This window comes from Variovorax sp. OV084 (assembly GCF_900111625.1).
Classification (GTDB): Bacteria; Pseudomonadota; Gammaproteobacteria; order Burkholderiales; family Burkholderiaceae_C; genus Variovorax.
Genome location: NZ_FOII01000015.1, coordinates 83726 through 104092, shown reverse-complemented (window position 1 = coordinate 104092; position 20367 = coordinate 83726). Strand labels below are relative to the sequence as shown.

Sequence of the window (20367 nt, the reverse complement as noted above, 5' to 3'; positions counted from 1 at the left end):
TGCGTTACAGGTCCGCGAGAACGCGGATGTGGGCTTCCACGCTGCGCGCCAGCGCATCGAGGTTGTAGCCGCCTTCGAGCATCGAGACGATACGGCCCTTCGCATGGCGCCTGGCAACATCCTGTATGCGGCCCGTGATCCAGGCGAAGTCGTTCTCGTTGAGGCCAAGCTGGCCCAGGTCGTCCTCGCGGTGGGCGTCGAAGCCGGCGCTGATGAAGATCATCTGCGGCTTGAATTCTTCCAGCCGCGGCATCCAGATCGCCTCGATCAGCTCACGCACGTCCATGCCCCGGGTGTAGGCCGGGATCGGCAGGTTCAGCATGTTCGATGCCGGATGCACCGTGCCGCTGTACGGATAGAACGGATGCTGGAAGAAGCCGACCATCAGCACGTTCGGGTCGTTCGACAGGATGTTCTCGGTGCCGTTGCCGTGGTGCACGTCGAAGTCGACGATGGCCACGCGCTCCAGGCCGTGCACGTCGATGGCGTGCCGCGCGGCAATGGCAATGTTGTTGAAGAAGCAGAAACCCATCGCCTGCTCGCGGCAGGCATGGTGGCCGGGCGGGCGCACCGAGCAGAAGGCGTTTTCCAGATCGCCGGCAATCACCGCGTCGGTCGCGGCAATCGCGGCGCCGGCGGCGCGGCGCGCGGCCAGCAGAGTGAAGCGGGTGAGCATCGTGTCGGGATCGACCTGCGCGTGGTCGGGGCCGCCGGCGGGCTCGTCGGCCACCAGGCGCTGATGCAGTTCCTCGAGGTACTCGACGTGCTCCGTGCTGTGCGCCCGGGTGAGCTGCTCCAGGGTGGCCAGCGGCACCTCGCAGTGCTCCAGTGCGTCACCCACGCCGGTAAGCAGCAGGCGGTCTTCGATGGCATCCAGGCGCCCGGGACATTCGGGATGCCCCCCGCCCATGTCGTGCTTCCAGAAGTCGCGATGTGTGAAGTAGCCTGTCTTGCCCATGTGTCTCTGTCGCCACGTCTAGACCTCACGCGGCATGGGGCCGGCAGGTCTTACGGTATCGTTTGCATATGGATACAAATATGGACGTTGCTGCAAAGCTAGCCACTTTGTTAACTCAGCTTAACACGGTGATCGTGGGCAAAGAGGCCCAAGTGCGCGACTGCGTTGCCTGTCTGCTGGCGGGCGGGCACCTGCTGATCGAGGACGTGCCGGGGGTCGGCAAGACCACCCTCGCCCACGCGCTGTCGCACACCTTCGGGCTGCAGTTCTCCCGGGTGCAATTCACCGCCGACCTGATGCCGGGCGACCTGTCGGGCGTGGCAATCTACGACCGGGGCCAGCAGGCCTTCGTGTTCCACCCCGGGCCGATCTTCGCGCAGGTGCTGCTAGCCGACGAAATCAACCGCGCCAGCCCCAAGACCCAGAGTGCGCTGCTCGAGGCGATGGAAGAAAAGCAGGTCACCGTCGAAGGCGAGACCCGTCCCCTGCCCACGCCCTTCTTCGTGATCGCCACGCAGAACCCGCAGGACCAGCTCGGCACCTTCGCCCTGCCCGAGTCGCAGCTCGACCGTTTCCTGATGCGCATCTCGCTCGGCTACCCCGACCGCGCCGCCGAGCGCCAGCTGCTCTCGGGCGTCGACCGCCGCGAAATGCTGGCCTCCCTGCCCGCGATGCTGACCGCCGGCGAGCTGACCGCCCTGCAGCAGCGTGTGCAGCAGGTGCATGCGGCCGATCCGCTACTCAACTACGTGCAAGACCTTATCGCGGCCACGCGCTCTGGCCGCTGGTTTTTGCAGGGCCTGTCGCCGCGCGCCGGCATCGCGGTGCTGCGCGCGGCCAAGGCGCAGGCGCTGCTGGCCAACCGCAACTACGTCGCTCCCGATGACGTGCAGGCCGTGCTGCCGCAGACGATCGCGCACCGCCTCACGCCGGTTGGCGACGCAGGCCGCGGCGCCGTCGAGCAGGTGCGCGCCATGATCGCCGCAGTGCCGCTGCCGTGAGCCCTGCAGGCGCCCTCCGCTCGCGCATCGACGGCTGGTTCCTGTCGCGCCGTCCGCCGTCGGACACACTGGAGCTGACGCAGCGCAATGTCTACATCGTGCCCACGCGGGCTGGATGGACGCTGGCCGCGACGCTGCTGGTGCTGCTGATCGCCTCGATCAACTACCAGCTCAACCTGGGCTACCTGCTGACCTTCCTGCTCGCCGGCAGCGTGGCCGTGGGCATGCACGTTTGCCACGGCACGCTGCGCGGACTGGCCATGCACATGGTGGCGCCCGACGCCCACTACGCAGGCGCCGCCGCCGTCTTCCGGGTGGTGCTGCACAACACGCGCCGCAGCGTGCGCTACGGCATCGGCATGGCCGTGCGCGGCAGCGGGCAATGGGCCTGGACCGACGTGCCGGCCGAGGGCACGTCGACCGTCGAGATCGCATTCAAGCCCGAGCGGCGCGGGCTGCATCCGGTGCCGCCGCTGACGGCGGAAACGCGCTTCCCGCTCGGCACGTTCCGCGTGTGGACGGTCTGGCGGCCGGCCGCGCAGATGCTGGTGTACCCCACGCCAGAAGCGCATCCGCCGCCGCTCCCGCCGGGCGAGCCCCTGTCGGGGCCAGCGGCAGTGTCCGCCGCGCTGCGGGCGCACAACGCCGGCGAATACGACGGCGTGCGGGCCTACCGGCGCGGCGATCCGCTGAAGCTCGTGGTCTGGAAGAAGGCCGCGCGGGCGCAGGCAGCCGGGTCGGAAGACCTCGTCAGCCGCGACACGCAGCAGACCCAGCGCGAAGAACTCTGGCTCGATGCACAGGCCACCGGCCTCGCGGACACCGAGGCCCGCATCTCGCGCTTGTGCGCCTGGGTGCTGATGTCAGACCGGCTGGGCGTGGACTACGGCGTGCGGGTGGCGGGCCGGGTCGTGAAGCCGTCCCAGGGCGAAGCCCACCGGCGGGCCTGCCTGGAGGCCTTGGCCCTGTGCTGAACGAGACCGTCAAATGAACAGAGTTACACGCGAACTCGCCTCGCTTCCCCGCGACGCGAGGGACACCCTTTTCCTTCTCTGCGTCATCGGCCTGATCCTCTTGCCGCAGGTCGAGAACCTGCCCTGGTGGTGCACGGCCATCACGGCAATGGTGCTGCTCTGGCGCGCCTCGCTGGCCGTGCAGGCACGCCCCCTTCCCAGCAAGTGGTGGCGCCTTGCGCTGCTGATACTGACGATCGGCGCCACCTACGCCACCCACCGCACGCTGCTGGGCCGGGACGCGGGCGTCACGTTGATCGTCAGCCTGCTCGCACTCAAGACGCTGGAACTGCGCGCGCGGCGAGACGCCTTCGTCGTCTTCTTCCTGGGCTTCTTCACGATGCTCACGAACTTCTTCTATTCGCAATCGCTGCTGACCGCCTTCACCATGCTGCTGGCGCTGCTGGGCCTGCTGACGGCACTGGTCAACGCGCACATGCCCGTGGGCCGGCCTCCGCTGATGCAGGCCGCGCGCACCGCGGGATGGATGGCGCTTGCGGGCGCACCGATCATGCTCGCGCTGTTCCTGCTGTTCCCGCGCTTCGCACCGCTGTGGGGTACGCCCAGCGACGCCATGGCGGGCCGCACGGGCCTGTCGAACACCATGCGCGTGGGCACCATCGCCGAACTGGCGCTTGACGACAGCATCGCCGCGCGCATCAAGTTCGATGGCGACCGCGCGCCGCCGCAAAGCCAGCTCTACTTTCGCGGGCCGGTGCTGGCGCAGTTCGACGGCCGTGAGTGGACCGCGCTCCCGTCATGGGCGCGCGGCGCGCAGTGGTCCGCCAACCTGCGCGTGAGCGGCGAGCCCGTGCGCTACGAAATCACGCTCGAAGCCAACAACCGCCCCTGGCTGCTGACCCTCGACGCCTCGCAGCGCCCTCCCGAGGCGGCCGGATTCGAAGTCACCGGCACGCCCGACCTGCAATGGTTCGCTAGCCGCCCCGTCACCGATCTGGTGCGCTACCGCGCCGAGAGCTACACGCAGTTCCAGAGCGGCCCGGTGAAGCGTACGGGCGGCCAGCTCCAGGCCTACCTGGCGCTGCCGCCTGGCACCAACCCGCGCACCGCCGCCCTCGCCGCCGAGATGCGCGCCGATCCCGCGCTGGCCAACGCCAATGCACAGGCATTCGTGCAGGCCGCCCTGCGGCGCCTTCGCACCGGCGGCTACACCTACACGCTGGAGCCGGGCGTCTACGGCGACAACACCGCCGACGAGTTCTGGTTCGACCGCAAGGAGGGCTTCTGCGAGCACATCGCCTCGGCCTTCGTGGTGCTGATGCGCAACCTCGGCATTCCGGCACGCATCGTGACGGGCTATCAGGGCGGAGAACTCAACAGCGTAGACAACTACTGGATCGTGCGACAAAGCGATGCCCACGCGTGGGCCGAGATCTGGCAGGAAGGCACCGGCTGGACGCGCGTGGACCCGACAGGCTCCGTCGCCCCGGGGCGCATCGGCCAGACGCAACGGCTCGTGCCGCAACCGGGCCTGTTCGCGGGCGCCATCAGCTCGATGAGCCCCACGCTCGCCCAGAACATCCGCGCCGCCTGGGAGGCCGTGAACAACGGCTGGAACCAGTGGGTGCTCAACTACACGCAGAGCCGCCAGCTCAACCTGCTGAAGAACATCGGCTTCGAAGCGCCGAGCCTCGAAGACCTGGCCTACGTGCTGCTCTACCTGCTGGTGGGCGCGAGCCTGGCCGGTGCCGCCTGGACGCTGTGGGAGCGCAGCCGGCACGATCCGTGGCTGCGCCTGCTGGGCCAGGCGCGCGCGCGCCTCGCCAAGGCCGGCCTGCAACTGCCCGACACCGCCCCGCCCCGCCAGATGGCGCAGGCAGCCGACGCGCGTTTCGGCCCTGCCGCGCAGGCCGTGCGCGACTGGCTGCTGAAACTCGAAGCGCAGCGCTACGCGCCGGCCACGCCAGACTCGCTCTCCACCCTGCGCTCGGAGTTCCGCCACCTCGCCTGGCCCAGCGCCAACGCACGCGGCTGAAACCACATGTGTCCCTGAAGAGGGGCGGCGCGGGCGGACGGCACAATCGGCCGATGCGATTTTTTCTCCCTACGCCTTCTCGCGCCGCTGCGGCAGCCGCTCTTCTCGCCGCATGCTGCGCCTGGTCCACGGGGGCCATGGCCCAGAAATCTTCCAACGGCCCTTCCAATGGCCGGAATACAGCCGCCAACCCGGTGCGCGGCAGCACGCCCTACGCCACGCGCGACGACGCGATGCAATTCGCCGACGACGTGGCCGAGCGCCGAGGACTCGACCGCGACTGGGTGCGCGCCACCATCGGCAGCGCGCGTTTCCTGCCCAACGTGCCGCGCCTGATGCTGCCGGGCCCGGTCGGCACCGTGAAGAACTGGCAAACGTATCGCAGCCGCTTCATCGACCCGGTGCGCATCGCGGCCGGCGTGCGCTTCTGGCGCGCCAACGCCGACACGCTGGTGCGCGCCGAGCAGGTGTACGGCGTGCCGCCTGAAATCATCGTCGGCATCATCGGCGTGGAAACCATCTACGGCCGCAACATGGGCAACTTCCGCGTGATCGACGCGCTGGCCACGCTCTCATTCGACTTCCCCGACCGCCACCCACGCGCGGCCGAGCGCCAGGCATTCTTCCGCGGCGAACTCGAAAGCTTCCTGAGCACCGAGAGCCGCACCGCCGACGATCCGCTCACGCCCCTGGGCAGCTATGCCGGCGCCATGGGCATGCCGCAGTTCATGCCCAGCAGCATGGCCAAGTACGCGGTCGACTTCGACGGCGACAGCCGCATCGACCTCGTCAACAACCCCGCCGACGTGATCGGCTCGGTCGCCAACTACTTCAAGTCCTTCGGCTGGACACCCGGCATGCCGGCCATCTACCCGGTGCATTTCGAGGAAGCGCGGCTGCAGAAGGCGCTGCTGCTGGCGCCCGACATCCTGCCGACCTTCAGCGCCGACAGCTTCGTGGCCGCCGGTGCGGTGCCCGAGGGTGAAGGCATCAAGCACAAGGGCCTGCTCGCATTGATCGAGCTGCAGAACGGTGCCGACGCACCGCCGACCTACGTGGCGGGCACGCGCAACTTCTACGTGATCACGCGCTACAACTGGAGCAGCTACTACGCCATGTCCGTGCTCGACCTCGGGCAAGAGGTCAAGGCGGCGATGGAGCAATAGGCACCATGACACCCGAGGCGCTGCACGCGAACTGGACCGACGCATGGCGTGCGCTGGGCGTCGAATCGCCCGGCGATGCGCTGTGCACCGAGCTGCAGCGCCGCTACGGCGAGCCGCAGCGCCACTACCACACGATGCAGCACCTGGGCGAATGCCTCGCATGGTTCGAGCGCGAAAAGACATCGGCCGAGCGCCCTGGCGAAGTGGCGCTTGCGCTGTGGTTCCATGACGCGGTCTACGACGTGCACGCCCACGACAACGAAGCTCGCAGCGCAGACTGGGCGCGCCAGGCCCTGCTTGAAGCCGGCGTGGACGAAGCAGCAGCCGAACGGGTTCACGCGCTCGTCATGGCCACGCGCCACGACGCGGTGCCCGAAGGCCGCGATGCCGAACTGCTGATCGACATCGACCTGTCGATCCTCGGCGCCGAACGCACGCGCTTCGACGAGTACGAGCGCCAGGTGCATGCCGAGTACGCCTTCGTTCCGGATGAAGTGCGCCTGCCGCGCCGCCGCGCGATCCTTCAGCGCTTTCTCGACCGCCAGGCCATCTACGCCACGCCGCGGATGCACGCGCAGCTCGAAGCACAGGCGCGCGCCAACCTGCAACGCTCCATCGCCGGCTGACTGGCCTTGCCCGTCAGTCGGGCATCAGCCGCCACCACTCGGAGCGCGGCAGTTCGCCGTTGCGCTCCTCTTCAACGATGCCGAACAGCAGTCCATCACGCGACGCACCCATCTTCGCCAGCTGCAGCGCGCGCGCCGCATCGCGGCACAGCGCGAAGCTGGCATCGCCCTGCCATTCAAGGCACCGGCCGACTTCGGCCAGCATCAGCGCAGGCTGACTCTGCATGAAGGTGAAGGGCATCGGCAGGCCCGCATCGAGCTGGGTCAGGCCTGCGTGCGTGGCGCCCCATGCGCCACGCATGCTCGCAACGCGGATGCGCGCGCCGGCCGGCAGCGCTGCCTCGCCAGCGGCGTCTAGGCAGCAGCGCGCGCCGTACATCGCCAGTTCGGTCCACAGGCCGACGCGGCGCGGCCGGCGGCCGATGCGGCGGGCCAGGTCGTCGCGCCAGTCGGCGGGCGGCGGATGCGCGACGAAATGAGCTGCGGTGCGCCAGGTGCTCATGAGCCGACATCCTTCAACACCAGCGAGGCATGCCCGCCGCCGAAGCCGACCACGTTGAGCAGGATGTTGCGCAGCCTCTGCGGCGCCCGCTCGCTCAGCGCAATGCCGAGCGAGGCGTCGAGCGGATAGTCCACGGTGGGCCAGACGCCACCTTCGATGCAGCCAACCAGCAGGGCCAATTCCGCAGCCCCCGCCGCGCCCAGCGTGTGGCCGATCGCCGACTTGAGCGACACCAGCGGCGGCAGCGGATCGAACACCTGCTTCAGCGCTTCCACCTCGATGGCGTCGTTGACGGGGCTGCCAGCCGCCTGCACCTTGATCAGGTCAATGTCGCCGGGCTGCAGGCCGCTCTGCGTCAGCGCGCCGCGACACATCGCGAGCACGGCCGAGGCTTCGGTGCCAGAGGGGTTGCGCCCATCGACCACATTGGCGCCACCCGTGATCTGCCATCGCGCGGGCTGCGATGTCAGGCGCAATGCAGCCACCGCTTCGCCGAGCACCAGCCCCTTGCGCTGCGCACCGAAGGGCTGCGCGCTGTCTGGCGCCAGCAGTTGCATCGCGCCGAAGCCGGCCACGGTGAAGCGGTTGTCCATCTCGACGCCGATCACCAGCGCTTCGTCGGCCTCCGCGCTTCGGATCAGGTCGGCGGCGGCCAGCACGGCGTTCAGCGCCGAGGTACAGGCGGTCGAGACGGTGAACACCGGCCCCTGCCAGTCCAGCGCGCGGGCCACGACACCGGCAAAGTCCTGCAGATCACCGCCTAGCCGCAGATCCTGTTTCTCGTATTCCATGAAGCCGATGTCGAGCGACGACGAGGCCACGAACAGCGGCGCGGTGCGTGGTCCCAAATCACCGGTCTTGTCAGTCTGCGCAACCACGCTGCGCACGGTGCTGCACAGGCGCTGCGTCCAGTCGCCTTTTCTCGACGCCAGCGCGTAGACCGGCCAGCTGATTCCGTCCGCCACGGCCACCGGCGTCGGGGGCACGCCACCATGTCGCAATGAGGCCAGCACGGACGGCATGTCGTCACCCAGCACACAGGCCAGGCCCATGCCGGCCAGGTAGACATCGTTCATGCCTTGCCCGCTTGCGCCAGATGCTCCGCGAGATGGGCGATGGAAGTCATCGCCCGGCGCGTTTCCTTGCTGTCGGGCATGCGCACGCCAAAGCGCTGCTGGATCGTCATCGACACCTGCAGGGCGTCGAGCGAATCGAGGTCGAGCCGGGCCTCGGGGCCGAACAGCGGCTCGTCGTCGCCGAGGCCGCCCGGGGGCGCTTCTTTCTCGACGGCTTCGAGCACCATCGCCTTGAGGCTGGCAATGAATTCAGGGGTGACGGTGGTGCTCACGGTGCGCGCCTGCGAAACAGGAAAACGGCCAGAAGAAACATCAGCGCCGCGAACACGACCAGCCGGCCGATCTGCGGCAGGGCATCGGCCACGCCGCCGCCGCGCAGCAGCACGGTCAGCAGCGCCTCGAGCCCCCAGTTCATCGGAGAGATCTCGACCAGCCGCTGCATGAAGCCCGGCATGACGAACTTGGGCACCATGATGCCGCCCGCCGCCGCCATCAGCACATTGACCATCGGCCCGATGGTGGCGGCCTGCGCATGGCTGCGCACCAGGCAAGCCAGTGCGAGCGACAGGCTCACCGCCGCCAGGCTCACCGCCGCCAGCGACAGCAGCAGCGCCCCCCAATGGATGCCCGCGAGCGACAGTGCATCACCGCCGATCAGCGGCATGAACCAGATGCCGGCCGCAAGCATCAGCACGGCCTGCAGCGCGTTCACGCCCAGGTACGGCAACGCCTTCGACGCGAGCAGCATGGTGCGCGACACGCCCAGGCTCTGCAGCCGGCCGAGAGCGCCCGAACTGCGCTCCTGCACGAACAGGCTGGAGAGCGAGGCCACCACGAAGAACATGCCGAACACCAGCCATGCCGGCACGTTCTGCTGCACCGAGGTCGGCCGCGGGCCGGCGGTGGAGAAGCGCTCGGCACGCACCATCGCCTCGATGGAGGCCTCTGGCGCAGGGCTGGCTGTGCCGGGCACCGCCAGCGCGAGGCGCGCCTTGAGCTCGCCCGATGCACCGATGAGTTCGGCACGCAGCGCGTTGAACAGGTTGGCGTCGATGCCCGGCTCGGTCAGCAGATGGATGCGCGCCTGCGTCGACAGCGCGGCAGATTCCAGTTCTTCAGACAGGCCCGGCTCCATCACGATCACGTACTTGAGCGAGCCGTTGCGCAGCCGCGCCTGCCAGTCGCTGCCCAGCGGCTGCGGTGCACCGTGGCTGCGCTGCCAGAGCTGCTGCAGCCATTTGGCCGGCGTGGCCGTGTCGCGCATGTCGATGGCATAAGTCAGCTCGGCCAGTGGCGGGCGATAGATGTCCTTCAGCGTGAGCGACATCAGCACAATGAAGACCATCGGCATCAGGAACAGCGCGGCAAGGCCATGCATGTCGCGCACGAGGGCGAGCAGTTCTTTCTTGATGAGCGCGAGGAGCATGGGGGTCAGTCGCGCAGCGAGCGATGGGTGAGCGCCATGAACAGCTGCTCGAGGTCATGGCGGCCGAATTCGGCATGGCGCGCTTCGATGCCCGCAGCTTCGAGCGCGGCCAGCACAGGCCCCGGGCCGCTGCCGGCGTTCAGGTGAATGCGCCAGTGCACTCCCCCCTGCTCCACCGTGCCGAAGCGCGAGAGCATGTCGGCATCTAGCCCGTCAGCAGCCAGCGTGAGCAGCATCGCGTTCTTCGACAGCAGTTCGTCGAGCGAGCCTTCGCGCAGCACATGGCCGCGGTCGAGGATGGCGACACGGTCAGCGATCGCCTCGATCTCTTCCATGTAGTGCGAGGCGTAGATCACCGCCGCGCCCTGCTGCGCGAGGCTCTTGATGGCGTCGAGGATGAAGGCGCGCGATTGCGGATCGACGCCCACGGTGGGCTCGTCGAACAGCATCAGCTCGGGTTCGGGCAGCAGGGCAATGGCCAGGTTGAGCCGGCGCTTGAGTCCGCCCGACAGCCGCTCGGCGCGCACGCCCGCGAACTGCTCCAGCTGCGCAAACTGCGTACAGGCCGCGATGCGCTCCTTCTTGCGCGCACCCGACAGGCCTCCAGCCGCGGCAAAGCAGGCAAGGTTCTCGGCCACGGTCAGCATCGGATAGAAGGCCTGCTCCTGTGGCGCCACGGCAATGCGCGTAGGTGTCTTCGCACGCACCTGCTGCAGCGGCTGGCCATCGATTCGGATCTCGCCCGACTGCACGGCAAGCGCGCCCGACAGATGCGAGATCAGCGTGGTCTTGCCTGCGCCGTTCGGTCCCAGCAAACCCAGTACGCAGCCCCTTGGCACCGCGAGCGATACGTCGGCCAGCGCGGGCGCGTCGGCATGCGGGTAGCGGTAGCTGAGCTGGCGCAGCTCTAACATCAGGCGACAGCTGCCTTCAGGTCGCGAAAGAAGCTTTCCTCCTGCTGCGCCTGCTCCCGCAGCTTCGCAGCCAGCGCAGCCGGGTCGACCGCCTCACGCCCCTTCACCATGCGCGCGGCCTTGAGCGCGAACGCACGCCAGCCGTCGCCGATGGCGATGAGCCGCTCCGACATCTGCTGCAGCTGCGGCTTGTCGAGCAACTGGGCCGCCTCCTGCAGAAAGCCCGCGTAGATGAAGCGGAAGCCCGCCCCGCCCGTGCCGATTTCTTCCTGCATGCGCACCACGTGGCCGATGAAGTCGACGCTGCGCGGATCGGCCGGCGACAGCTTCTGCATGCGCTTGGCCAGCGTGTGCATGCCGCGCACACCGACGATGGGAATGGGCGCGAGCATGTTGCGCACTGTCTTGCGGATGGCCTTGACCACCGAGGCCGCATCGACGACCTTGCGGTCGATGGCCTGCGGGTAGTACATGAGTCCCTTCGGGGCCAGCACGCCCTTGGCGAAGCGGGCACGTGCCAGGTCGCTGCTCGCGCAACGCACGGGCTCCTCGAACACCGGGTCGCTGATCAGGTAGTCGTCGCCGTCCTTGCCGTACACCAGCAGGTTGTGCGCATTGAAGTGAAAGCGCATGTTCGGCGGAAAGTACGGCAGCCAGTACACCGACGTTTGCAGCCCCACCAGTTGGCCATCGGCCAGCAGCGCGTCGAGCCTCTGCTGCCCTGCCTCGGCGCTGCGGAAGGTCTCGAAGCGGAAGCGCGCGGCCATCGGCGCCAGCAGGCCCTTGATGATGGCCTTGGGCGGCATGCGGTACGAGATCAGCGGCAGGCCCGACAGCTTGATGAAGGGCAGGTACGCGAACGAAATCGCGGACGACAGGCCCAGCGCCATGCTCTCGCTCATCGGCGCGCCGTGGTGGCGCATCAGGCTGGAGATGACGCCGCTTTCGCAATGCGCCGCCTGTTGGTGTTGAAAGTTCACGGCAGGCCTTGCAAGGTGGAAACGGGCAGGCCTAGCGCTTCGCTGTAGCGTGCGAGTTGGGCCGATGACAGCGCGGCGAAATGGCGCGGCTGCAGGTGGCGCCGCACGCGCCACTGCCAGAAGCCGCTGGTCTGCGAGAGCAGCGCCACGTCCATGCGGCGCTCGTACATCCAGTATTCGAGCGGCGAAGCCTGCCCCGCTTTCACGCGCTCCTTCGCGGCCTGCGCCTGCTCGACGAGCACGTCGACCGCATGGCTGGTGACGATCTCTTCCGCCTCCCAGCCGCGCGAAGTGGTGGTGACGACGCGGCCCTGCGCATCGCGGGCGTACATCAGCTTGGAGTGGCCGTCGAGGGTCGCATTGCCCTCCTGCGGTACCGCGTCGAGATCCATGGCTACACCGCTTCCATGTAGATGAAGCCGCTGGAGAAGCGGCCACTTTCGGGCACGAACATCAGCAGCTTCTGGCCGGGCTTGATGCGGCCCGAGCGGAACAGCTCGTCGAGCATGATGTAAGGCGACGCCGAACCCGTATTGCCCTTGCTCGCAAGATTGCTGAACCAGCGCTCGCGCGGAATCGGCAGGCCCAGCGATTCGAGGCACTGGCTCACCGGCTCGACGAAGTACTGCGACGACAGGTGCGGCAGGAACCAGTCGATGTCCGCCGTCTTCAGCCCGCGCCGCTCGATGATGGCCGCCAGCGGCTCTCCCAGCGTGGCGCGCACGATGTTGTCGTTGAGCAGGCGCACGTCCTGCTTGACGGCGAAGGTCGACTCGCGCCGCCAGTCTTCAGGCGACTTGCGCCCCCAACCGTCGAGGCCGCCTTCGGCATTCTTCTCGGCACCAGCGTACATGCACACCGGCAGTTCGTGCGCGGCGGACGACAGGTCGATCCAGTCGATGCGCAGCGACAGCGGCCCGCGCGGCTCGCGCTCCAGCAGCACTGCACCCGCGCCGTCGGACAGCATCCAGCGCAGAAAGTCTTTCTCGAAGGCCAGTTCGGGCCGCGCCTCCAATGCTTCGAGCTTGTGCTCGAGCTCAGCCTCGAAGCGCGAGCCGCGCATCACGGCCGAGGCCAGCTCGGAACCCGTGGCCACCGCGCGCCGGGCATCGCCCGCGCGCACCGAGAGCCACGCATGCTTCAACGCGGTGGCACCAGCAAGGCAGATGCCCGCACAGGCCACCACTTCGAGCCGCGGCCAGCCGAGTTCGCCGTGCACCATCACCGCGTGGTTGGGCATGAGCTGGTCGGGCAGCGAAGTGCCGGTGACGAGGCAGTCGACCGGCCCCACGTCGCCAAGCGCGCGGATCGCGGATGCGGTGAGCTGGGCGTTGGTCATCGCCAGTTCGCCCGTGGCGCGGTCGATGGCGTAGTGGCGCGACTGGATGCCGTTGCTGCGCAGAATCAGCCGCCGCGCGCGAGACGCCTTGCCGCCGATGCGACCGAGGACGTCTTCGATGTCTTCATTGCTGACCGGGGAAAAGGGCAGAAAGGCGGCGGTGCGGGTCAGGAAGACATCAGTCGTCATAGAGGGGGGTGCGGTCCGTGGCAGAGCCCGACGGGCACTCGAATTGGGCTGTCATTTTAGTCAGCCACCCTCTGAACAAAGGTCGCAAGAGTGCCTGCAGGCTCAGGCTCACGGGCACCACCGTAATGATCAGTACCAGCAGAAACAGCACGTACAGCAGCAGCAGCGGCTTGCGCTGCCACGCGCCGGGCCCGCCGGCGGCCATGATCAGCTTGCCCCAGAGGTAGAAGCTGCGCGTGCCAGCCTTCTCGCTGATGAGCAGCCTGGCATTGGCCTGCACCGCCCCGAGGCCGGCCAGCAGCGGCTGCGTGCCGCGCTCCAGGTCGTTGTGCAGGGCATCGCGCAGGGCACGGCCGAAGCGGCCTGTACCTTCGATCTGTTCGGTACTGAGTCCCGCATCGGGCATGCCCCAGAAGCCGCGCTTGCGGCCCCAGATCAGCCAGGCCGGCGTGGTGAAGAAGGTGGCGAGCGTGGGGCCGGGGTCGGTCAGCACCACGTTGTCGATCAGCCTCGCGCCCACGTCGTCGAGCATGCCCTTGAGTTTTTCGTGGGCCAGAAGCCACATGTTGCGGCAGGCGATGACCGTGACCACCGGCTTGCCCTTGAGCAGCCGCGCCGCCGCCGGGTGCTTCAAGAAGGCCGCCACGGGCTGTGAAGGCGCCAGGAACCACACCTGGTACGGCAGGATGACGAGGTCGAAGTCTTCCTGGCCCGTGAGCGACAGCGGCGCCAGCGGCTGCGGCTTCATGTGGGCCGACTCCGGGAAAGCGTCGAAGAAGCTCAGGAAGGGCCAGGGAAAGGGATACGGCGCAAGTGGGCGCAGCGTTTCCTCGTGCACCTCGATCGACGGGTCGGCGCGCAGCGGCGCCACGATCCGGTCTGCAACCTCGTCGAGCTGGCCGGATTGCGAATAGCGAAGAACGAGGACGCGCTTGACGCTTCGAGGGGGGCTGGAGGGGCTGGAAGTCACTGGCGGTGGCGTTTCGGGGGCCGTCGAATGTACGCGATGCCTGTAGCGAGCGCATCTGCCAATGGTCATGGCGTCGCGGCAATCAGACGGTCGCATCGGTCAAATGGCCGGCGATACGGAAAAAGAACAAGAAAAAAGGGCCGCACCTTGCGGCACGGCCCCTGTCGTGGTGCGCGAGGGAAGCTCAGCGCACCTTGCCTTCCTTCCAGGCGGTCAGCAGCTTGTTGTAGTCGATGGTCTCGCCCTTCGGCTTCTCGTTGGCCAGCTTCTTCCACGGGGCGTGGTCGTCGCTCAGGTACTTGGCCGGGTCGCCCTTGGGGTTGAGCTTGGGCGCGCAATGGGCCATGCCGGCGCGCTCGAGGCGGGCCATCACGTTGTCCATCTCGTCGGCCAGGTTGTCCATTGCCTTCTGCGGGGTCTTCTCGCCCGTGACGGCCTCGGCCACGTTCTTCCACCAGAGCTGCGCGAGCTTCGGATAGTCGGGCACGTTGGTGCCGGTCGGGGTCCAGGCCACGCGCGCCGGGCTGCGGTAGAACTCGATCAGGCCGCCGTACTTGTTGGCGTTCTGCGTGAAGTAGTCCGAGCGGATGTCGCTGTCGCGGATGAAGGTCAGGCCGGTGATCGACTTCTTCAGCGAGGTGGTCTTGGCGGTGATGAACTGCGCGTAGAGCCAGGCTGCTGCCGTCTTGTTGGCGTCATGGCCCTTGAAGAAGGTCCACGAACCCACGTCCTGGTAGCCGTTCTGCATGCCCTGCTTCCAGTACGGGCCGTTCGGGCCGGGGGCCATGCGCCACTTCGGCGAGCCGTCGTCGTTCACCACGGGCAGGCCCTTCTTGGTCATGTCGGCGGTGAAGGCCGTGTACCAGAAGATCTGCTGGGCGATCTGGCCCTGCGCCGGCACCGGGCCGGATTCGCCGAAGGTCATGCCCATGGCTTCCTTGGGCGCGTACTTCTTCATCCAGTCAATGTACTTGGTGAGCGCGTACACGGCAGCCGGCGAGTTGGTGGCGCCGCCACGCGACACCGAGGCGCCGGTGGGCGTGCACTTGTCGGCGGCCACGCGAATGCCCCATTCGTCGATCGGCATGCCGTTGGGAATGCCCTTGTCGGCGGAGCCGGCCATCGACAGCCACGCATCGGTGAAGCGCCAGCCCAGCGACGGGTCCTTCTTGCCGTAGTCCATGTGGCCGTAGATCGGCTTGCCGTCGATGGTCTTCACGTCGACGCTGAAGAACTCGGCGATGTCTTCGTAGGCGCTCCAGTTGAGCGGCACGCCCAGGTTGTAGCCGTACTTGGCCTTGAACTTGTCCTGCAGGTCCTTGCGTGCGAACAGGTCGGCGCGGAACCAGTACAGGTTGGCGAACTGCTGGTCGGGCAGCTGGTAGAGCTGGCCGTCGGGAGCAGTGGTGAAGCTGGTGCCGATGAAGTCCTTCAGGTCGAGGCCGGGGTTGGTGAACTCCTTGCCCGCGCCGCCCATGTACTCGGTCAGCGACATGATCTTGCCGTAGCGGTAGTGCGTGCCGATCAGGTCGGAGTCGGACACCCAGCCGTCATAGATCGACTTGCCCGACTGCATCGAGGTCTGCAGCTTCTCGACCACGTCGCCTTCCTGGATCAGGTCGTGCTTGACCTTGATGCCGGTGATTTCCTCGAAAGCCTTGGCCAGCGTCTTCGATTCGTACTCGTGGGTGGTCAGGGTTTCGGAGACGACGGACACCTCCTTCACGCCCTTGGCCTGCAGCTTCTTGGCCGCATCGATGAACCATTTCATTTCCTCCATCTGCTTGTCCTTGGACAAGGTAGATGGCTGGAACTCGCTGTCGATCCATTTCTTGGCTTCAGCCTCGCCGGCCGTTGCCGCACCGTGCGCGGCGAACATCGCCGCTGCCAGTGCCAATGCCGTGTAGCGCATCTTCATGAAGTTGTCTCCTCGGTTGTTGCTTCCCCGGTGTTGTGTTCGATCACGGCTCCGGGGAGGCGGAGAGCCGGAACGCATTTGGTTGAACGCTAAGAGCCGTGCCCGCTCAGCCCTTGCGCATCACGAGCGCAAGCAGGCCCATCGACAGCACGAAGCTGATCCAGATCGAAGGCTCGGCCTCCAGGCTGAACCACTCCTGGAACTTGCCGGCCAGGCCGATGAAGACCAGGTTCAGGTACGCCGCCGACAGCAGCCCGATGAAGAGCCGGTCGCCGCGCGTGGTGGCCATCGGCAGCCAGCCGCGCCGCAGCGTGGTGGGCGACTTGAATTCCCACACCGTCATGCCGACCAGCATGAGCGCGATGCAGATGAAGAACACGGCCACCGGGGTGGTCCAGACCATCCAGTCGAACATCTCTCGGCCTCCTTAAACACGACCCATCGCGAAACCCTTCGCGATGTAATGGCGCACGAACCAGATGACGATGGCACCCGGCACGATGGTCAGCACGCCAGCCGCAGCCAGTGTTGCCCAGTCCATGCCCGAGGCGCTCACCGTGCGCGTCATCGTCGCCACGATGGGCTTGGCGTTCACGCTCGTGAGCGTGCGCGCCAGCAGCAGCTCGACCCAGCTGAACATGAAGCAGAAGAACGCCGCCACGCCCACGCCAGCCTTGATGAGCGGCAGGAAGATGGTGAGGAAGAAGCGCGGGAAAGAGTAGCCGTCGATGTACGCCGTCTCGTCGATCTCGCGCGGAATGCCGCTCATGAAGCCTTCCAGGATCCACACCGCCAGCGGCACGTTGAACAGCAGATGCGCGAGCGCCACGCCCAGGTGCGTGTCCATCAGGCCGACCGTGCTGTACAGCTGGAAGAACGGCAGCAGGAACACCGCGGGCGGCGTCATGCGGTTGGTCAGCAGCCAGAAGAACACGTGCTTGTCGCCCAGGAACGAATAGCGCGAGAACGCATAGGCCGCTGGCAGCGCCACGGTGAGCGAGATCACCGTGTTGATGGCCACGTAGATCAGGCTGTTGATGTAGCCCGAGTACCACGACTCGTCGGTGAAGATGCGCGCGTAGTTGGCCCAGGTGAGCTGCTGCGGAAAGAACGAGAAGCTCGACAGGATCTCCTCGTTCGTCTTGAAGCTCATGTTGATCATCCAGTAGATGGGCAACAGCGCGAACAGGATGTACAGCACCAGGAAGATGCTGCGCTTGTGAAATCTCTTCTCGTTCATTTCTCCACCTCCGCTTCCTGCGTGCCGACCCGCTGCATCCAGTTGTAGAGCACAAAGCAGAACAACAGGATGATGAGGAAATAGATCAGCGAGAAGGCAGCGGCCGGCCCCAGGTCGAACTGCCCCACTGCCTTCTGCGTGAGGTATTGGCTCAGGAAGGTGGTTGCGTTGCCCGGCCCACCGCCCGTCAGCACGAAGGGCTCGGTGTAGATCATGAAGCTGTCCATGAATCGCAGCAGCACCGCGATCATCAGCACGCCGCGCATCTTGGGCAGCTGGATGAAGCGGAACACCGCGAACTTGCTCGCGCCGTCGATGCGCGCGGCCTGGTAGTAGGCATCGGGAATCGAGCGCAGGCCCGCGTAGCACAGCAGCGCCACCAGCGGCGTCCAGTGCCACACATCCATCACCAGCACGGTGAGCCACGCGTCTGTGGCGCTGCCGGTGTAGTTGTATTCGATGCCCATCGTCTGCAGCGCATGGCCCAGCAGGCCGATGTCGGCACGGCCATAGATCTGCCAGATGGTGCCGACCACGTTCCATGGAATCAGCAGCGACAGCGCCACCACCACCAGCACCGCTGAAGACTTCCAGCCCTTGGCCGGCATCGACAGCGCCAGACCGATGCCCAGCGGAATCTCGACCAGCAGCACCGACAGCGAGAAGCCCAGCTGGCGCCATAGCGCCTCGTGCAGCTCGTCGTCGCGCATCACCGAGGCGAACCACTCGGTGCCGACGAAGACTCGGCGCTCGGGCGAGATGATGTCCTGCACCGAGTAGTTGACCACCGTCATGAGCGGCACGATGGCCGAGAACGCAACGCAGATGAGCACTGGCAGCACCAGCCACCACGCCTTCTGGTTGATCGGTTTGTTGGTTGCGTTCATGCCACCAGTTCCTCGTCTTTGTAATAGCAGGTGTGCGTATCCAACACTCGCACCCACACCGTGTCTCCCGCTGCCGGCGGCTGGTCGTCAGAGTGCAGCCGCACCTTCAGCACGCTGCCGTCGGCCTCCACGCTCAGCATCACGTGCGTGCCCACGTCCTGCACCTGCTTCACCACGGCCGGCACCGCACCGGCGGCGCCCGCGTTGGACAGGCGCAGGTACTCGGGGCGGATACCGATCTTCAGAGGCCCCTGCGGCAACTCGCGCGTGGGCACCAATGGCGTGCCCGCAACCTCGATGGTGCCGTTCGCGCTCTTCGCGGACAGGAAGTTCATGCCCGGCGAGCCGATGAAATGCCCGACGAAGGTGTGGGCCGGCCGCTCGAACAACGCTTCGGCGCTGCCCACCTGCACGGCCTTGCCGCGCGTCATCACCACCACCTCTTCGGCGAAGGTGAGCGCCTCGACCTGATCGTGCGTCACGTAGATGAGCGTGAGCTTCAGCTCGCGGTGAATCTGCTTGAGCTTGCGGCGCAGCTGCCACTTCAGGTGCGGGTCGATCACAGTGAGCGGCTCGTCGAACAGCACCGCCGACACGTCGCTGCGCACCAGCCCGCGCCCGAGGGAGATCTTCTGCTTGGCGTCGGCCGCGAGGCCGGCGGCGCGCTGGTTGAGTTGCCCGCTCATGTCGAGCATCTCGGCAATCTCGCCCACGCGCTTCTTGATCTGGTCGGCCGGCACCTTGCGGTTGCGCAGCGGAAACGCGAGGTTCTCGGCCACGGTCATGGTGTCGTAGATCACCGGGAACTGGAACACCTGCGCGATGTTGCGCTCCTGCGGCGTGGCGCGCGTCATGTCGCGGCCATCGAAGGTGACCGTGCCCTGCGAGGGCACGAGCAGGCCCGAGATGATGTTCAGCATGGTCGTCTTGCCGCAGCCCGAAGGGCCGAGCAAGGCATATGCCCCGCCGTCGCGAAAGCTCATCTTCAGCGGCAGCAGCGCATAGTCGCTGTCCTGCGTCGGGTTGGGGCGATAGGCGTGGGCCAGGTCGAGGTCGATGCGTGCCATGACTAGTTTCCTTTGCGCCATGCCGGCGCCAGCGCCAGCTTTTCGCTGGCATCGAACACATAGGCTTGCGACGCGCTGAAGTACAGCGTGATCGAGGCGCCCAGCTCGAAGCGATGCACACCGGTGAGCTGTGCCACCAGTTCGCCCACCGCTGTCTCGACGTGCACGAAGGTGTCGGAGCCCGAGATTTCGGCCAGCTCCACCTTGCCGGGCAAGGCGATGTCGCCCTGCCCCGCATCCACGTTCAGTGCGCTCGCGCGCAGGCCGACCGTGACGGCGCCTGCAACGCTTTCAGGCACAGCCAGAGCCAGCGCGGGACCACCGGCCAGTTGCACCTTGCCGGCGGTCGCGGTGCCGGCCAGCAGGTTCATCGGCGGATCGCTGAAGGCCCGTGCCACTCGCAGCGACTGCGGCGCGTGGAACACTTCGGCCGTCGGGCCGTACTGCAGCAGCTCGCCGGCATCCATCACGGCCGTGTAGCCGCCAAGCAGCAACGCTTCGCCGGGCTCGGTGGTCGCGTAGATCACGGTCGAATCGCCAGTGGCGAAGAGTTGCGTGAGCTCTTCGCGCAGGCCTTCGCGCAGCTTGTAGTCGAGGTTGACCAGCGGCTCGTCGAGCAGCATCAGCGGTGCGTTCTTGGCGAGCGCGCGCGCCAGCGCCACGCGCTGCTGCTGGCCGCCCGAGAGTTCGGCCGGATAGCGGTCGAGGAACATGCCGATGTGCAGCTTGTCGGCCAGCGCCTTTACGCGTGCATCGATGTTCGACTCACCGCGCAGCTTGAGCGGCGAGGCAATGTTGTCCGCAACCTTGAGCGACGGATAGTTGATGAACTGCTGGTAGACCATCGCGACATTGCGTTCGCGCACGGGCATGCCGGTCACGTCCTTGCCGTCGACCAGCACCTTGCCTTCGGTGGGCGTGTCGAGCCCCGCCATCAGCCGCATGAGGCTGGTCTTGCCGGCCTGCGTTGCGCCCAGCAGCACGGTGACCGCGCCGCTCCTGGGCGCGATGCTCTGCTCGTAGAGCCATGTCTGCGCACCCACCTTCTTGGTGACGCGCTCCAGTGTCAATTGCATTGGCGCTCTTTCCCTTGTGTTCG

General features: G+C 67.0%; 21 protein-coding genes. 5 read left to right on the top strand and 16 right to left on the bottom strand.

Features of this window, described 5'->3' with window-relative positions; translation table 11 throughout:
• Nucleotides 1-4: 4 nt before the first annotated feature.
• The gene (locus BMW87_RS27195; protein WP_093080179.1) at nucleotides 5-958 is read right to left on the bottom strand and encodes a histone deacetylase family protein; all 954 of its coding nucleotides are present in this window, start codon (nucleotides 956-958) and stop codon (nucleotides 5-7) included.
• Between the two features lie 80 nt (nucleotides 959-1038).
• On the opposite strand from BMW87_RS27195, the gene BMW87_RS27190 reads away from it, so the two are divergent.
• From BMW87_RS27190 to BMW87_RS27170, 5 genes are read left to right on the top strand one after another with little or no spacing between them, the layout of a single operon-like run.
• Nucleotides 1039-1959 carry an AAA family ATPase gene (locus tag BMW87_RS27190; RefSeq protein ID WP_093050740.1) on the top strand — a complete coding sequence of 307 codons (921 nt, stop codon included), beginning with the start codon at nucleotides 1039-1041 and terminating at the stop codon, nucleotides 1957-1959.
• Nucleotides 1956-2933, top strand: a complete 978-nt coding sequence (locus tag BMW87_RS27185; protein ID WP_093050743.1) for a DUF58 domain-containing protein — start codon at nucleotides 1956-1958, stop codon at nucleotides 2931-2933. Before BMW87_RS27190 ends, BMW87_RS27185 begins: the two co-directional genes overlap by 4 nt.
• A gap of 13 nt (nucleotides 2934-2946) precedes the next feature.
• Nucleotides 2947-4968, top strand: a complete 2022-nt coding sequence (locus BMW87_RS27180; protein WP_093080176.1) for a transglutaminase TgpA family protein — start codon at nucleotides 2947-2949, stop codon at nucleotides 4966-4968.
• Nucleotides 4969-5021: 53 nt separating this feature from the next.
• Nucleotides 5022-6134, top strand: a complete 1113-nt coding sequence (gene mltB / locus BMW87_RS27175; protein WP_093080174.1) for a lytic murein transglycosylase B — start codon at nucleotides 5022-5024, stop codon at nucleotides 6132-6134.
• 5 nt (nucleotides 6135-6139) lie between these two features.
• The gene (locus BMW87_RS27170; RefSeq protein ID WP_093080171.1) at nucleotides 6140-6760 is read left to right on the top strand and encodes an HD domain-containing protein; all 621 of its coding nucleotides are present in this window, start codon (nucleotides 6140-6142) and stop codon (nucleotides 6758-6760) included.
• Between the two features lie 13 nt (nucleotides 6761-6773).
• Here BMW87_RS27170 and BMW87_RS27165 read toward each other — a convergent pair whose 3' ends face one another.
• The 15 genes from BMW87_RS27165 to BMW87_RS27095 all read right to left on the bottom strand — a co-directional run bounded on the left by BMW87_RS27165 (nucleotide 6774) and on the right by BMW87_RS27095 (nucleotide 20344).
• Nucleotides 6774-7262, bottom strand: a complete 489-nt coding sequence (locus tag BMW87_RS27165; RefSeq protein ID WP_093080168.1) for a hypothetical protein — start codon at nucleotides 7260-7262, stop codon at nucleotides 6774-6776.
• Nucleotides 7259-8338 (bottom strand): beta-ketoacyl synthase N-terminal-like domain-containing protein, encoded by a 1080-nt coding sequence (locus BMW87_RS27160; RefSeq protein ID WP_093080166.1) that lies wholly within the window; start codon nucleotides 8336-8338, stop codon nucleotides 7259-7261. The genes BMW87_RS27165 and BMW87_RS27160 overlap by 4 nt, the downstream gene beginning before the upstream one ends.
• The gene (locus BMW87_RS27155; protein WP_256216931.1) at nucleotides 8335-8610 is read right to left on the bottom strand and encodes an acyl carrier protein; all 276 of its coding nucleotides are present in this window, start codon (nucleotides 8608-8610) and stop codon (nucleotides 8335-8337) included. The genes BMW87_RS27160 and BMW87_RS27155 overlap by 4 nt, the downstream gene beginning before the upstream one ends.
• A complete protein-coding gene (locus BMW87_RS27150) occupies nucleotides 8607-9764 on the bottom strand; it encodes an ABC transporter permease (protein ID WP_093080163.1) in 1158 nt (385 codons plus the stop codon). Before BMW87_RS27150 ends, BMW87_RS27155 begins: the two co-directional genes overlap by 4 nt.
• 5 nt (nucleotides 9765-9769) lie before the next feature.
• Nucleotides 9770-10678 (bottom strand): ABC transporter ATP-binding protein, encoded by a 909-nt coding sequence (locus BMW87_RS27145; RefSeq protein ID WP_093080161.1) that lies wholly within the window; start codon nucleotides 10676-10678, stop codon nucleotides 9770-9772.
• On the bottom strand, nucleotides 10678-11658 hold the full coding sequence (locus BMW87_RS27140; RefSeq protein WP_093080158.1) for a BtrH-related acyltransferase DarH: 981 nt from the start codon (nucleotides 11656-11658) through the stop codon (nucleotides 10678-10680). Before BMW87_RS27140 ends, BMW87_RS27145 begins: the two co-directional genes overlap by 1 nt.
• A complete protein-coding gene (locus BMW87_RS27135; RefSeq protein ID WP_093080156.1) occupies nucleotides 11655-12050 on the bottom strand; it encodes a DarG family dialkylresorcinol biosynthesis protein in 396 nt (131 codons plus the stop codon). Before BMW87_RS27135 ends, BMW87_RS27140 begins: the two co-directional genes overlap by 4 nt.
• Nucleotides 12051-12052: 2 nt before the next feature.
• Entirely contained in the window at nucleotides 12053-13186 is a 1134-nt protein-coding gene (locus BMW87_RS27130) for a beta-ketoacyl-ACP synthase III (RefSeq protein WP_093080153.1), read from the bottom strand.
• A complete protein-coding gene (locus tag BMW87_RS27125; protein WP_093080151.1) occupies nucleotides 13176-14156 on the bottom strand; it encodes a hypothetical protein in 981 nt (326 codons plus the stop codon). The genes BMW87_RS27130 and BMW87_RS27125 overlap by 11 nt, the downstream gene beginning before the upstream one ends.
• Nucleotides 14157-14340: 184 nt before the next feature.
• Nucleotides 14341-16074, bottom strand: a complete 1734-nt coding sequence (locus BMW87_RS27120; RefSeq protein WP_093050780.1) for an ABC transporter substrate-binding protein — start codon at nucleotides 16072-16074, stop codon at nucleotides 14341-14343.
• 106 nt (nucleotides 16075-16180) lie between these two features.
• Nucleotides 16181-16489, bottom strand: a complete 309-nt coding sequence (locus BMW87_RS27115; RefSeq protein ID WP_093050783.1) for a DUF2160 domain-containing protein — start codon at nucleotides 16487-16489, stop codon at nucleotides 16181-16183.
• 12 nt (nucleotides 16490-16501) lie between these two features.
• The gene (locus BMW87_RS27110) at nucleotides 16502-17314 is read right to left on the bottom strand and encodes a carbohydrate ABC transporter permease (RefSeq protein ID WP_019656045.1); all 813 of its coding nucleotides are present in this window, start codon (nucleotides 17312-17314) and stop codon (nucleotides 16502-16504) included.
• Complete coding sequence (locus BMW87_RS27105) at nucleotides 17311-18201, bottom strand: carbohydrate ABC transporter permease (protein ID WP_093050786.1); 891 nt, start codon at nucleotides 18199-18201, stop codon at nucleotides 17311-17313. The genes BMW87_RS27110 and BMW87_RS27105 overlap by 4 nt, the downstream gene beginning before the upstream one ends.
• The gene (locus tag BMW87_RS27100) at nucleotides 18198-19268 is read right to left on the bottom strand and encodes an ABC transporter ATP-binding protein (protein WP_093080148.1); all 1071 of its coding nucleotides are present in this window, start codon (nucleotides 19266-19268) and stop codon (nucleotides 18198-18200) included. The genes BMW87_RS27105 and BMW87_RS27100 overlap by 4 nt, the downstream gene beginning before the upstream one ends.
• A 2-nt stretch (nucleotides 19269-19270) precedes the next feature.
• Nucleotides 19271-20344 carry an ABC transporter ATP-binding protein gene (locus tag BMW87_RS27095; RefSeq protein ID WP_093080145.1) on the bottom strand — a complete coding sequence of 358 codons (1074 nt, stop codon included), beginning with the start codon at nucleotides 20342-20344 and terminating at the stop codon, nucleotides 19271-19273.
• Between the last annotated feature and the right edge of the window lie 23 nt (nucleotides 20345-20367).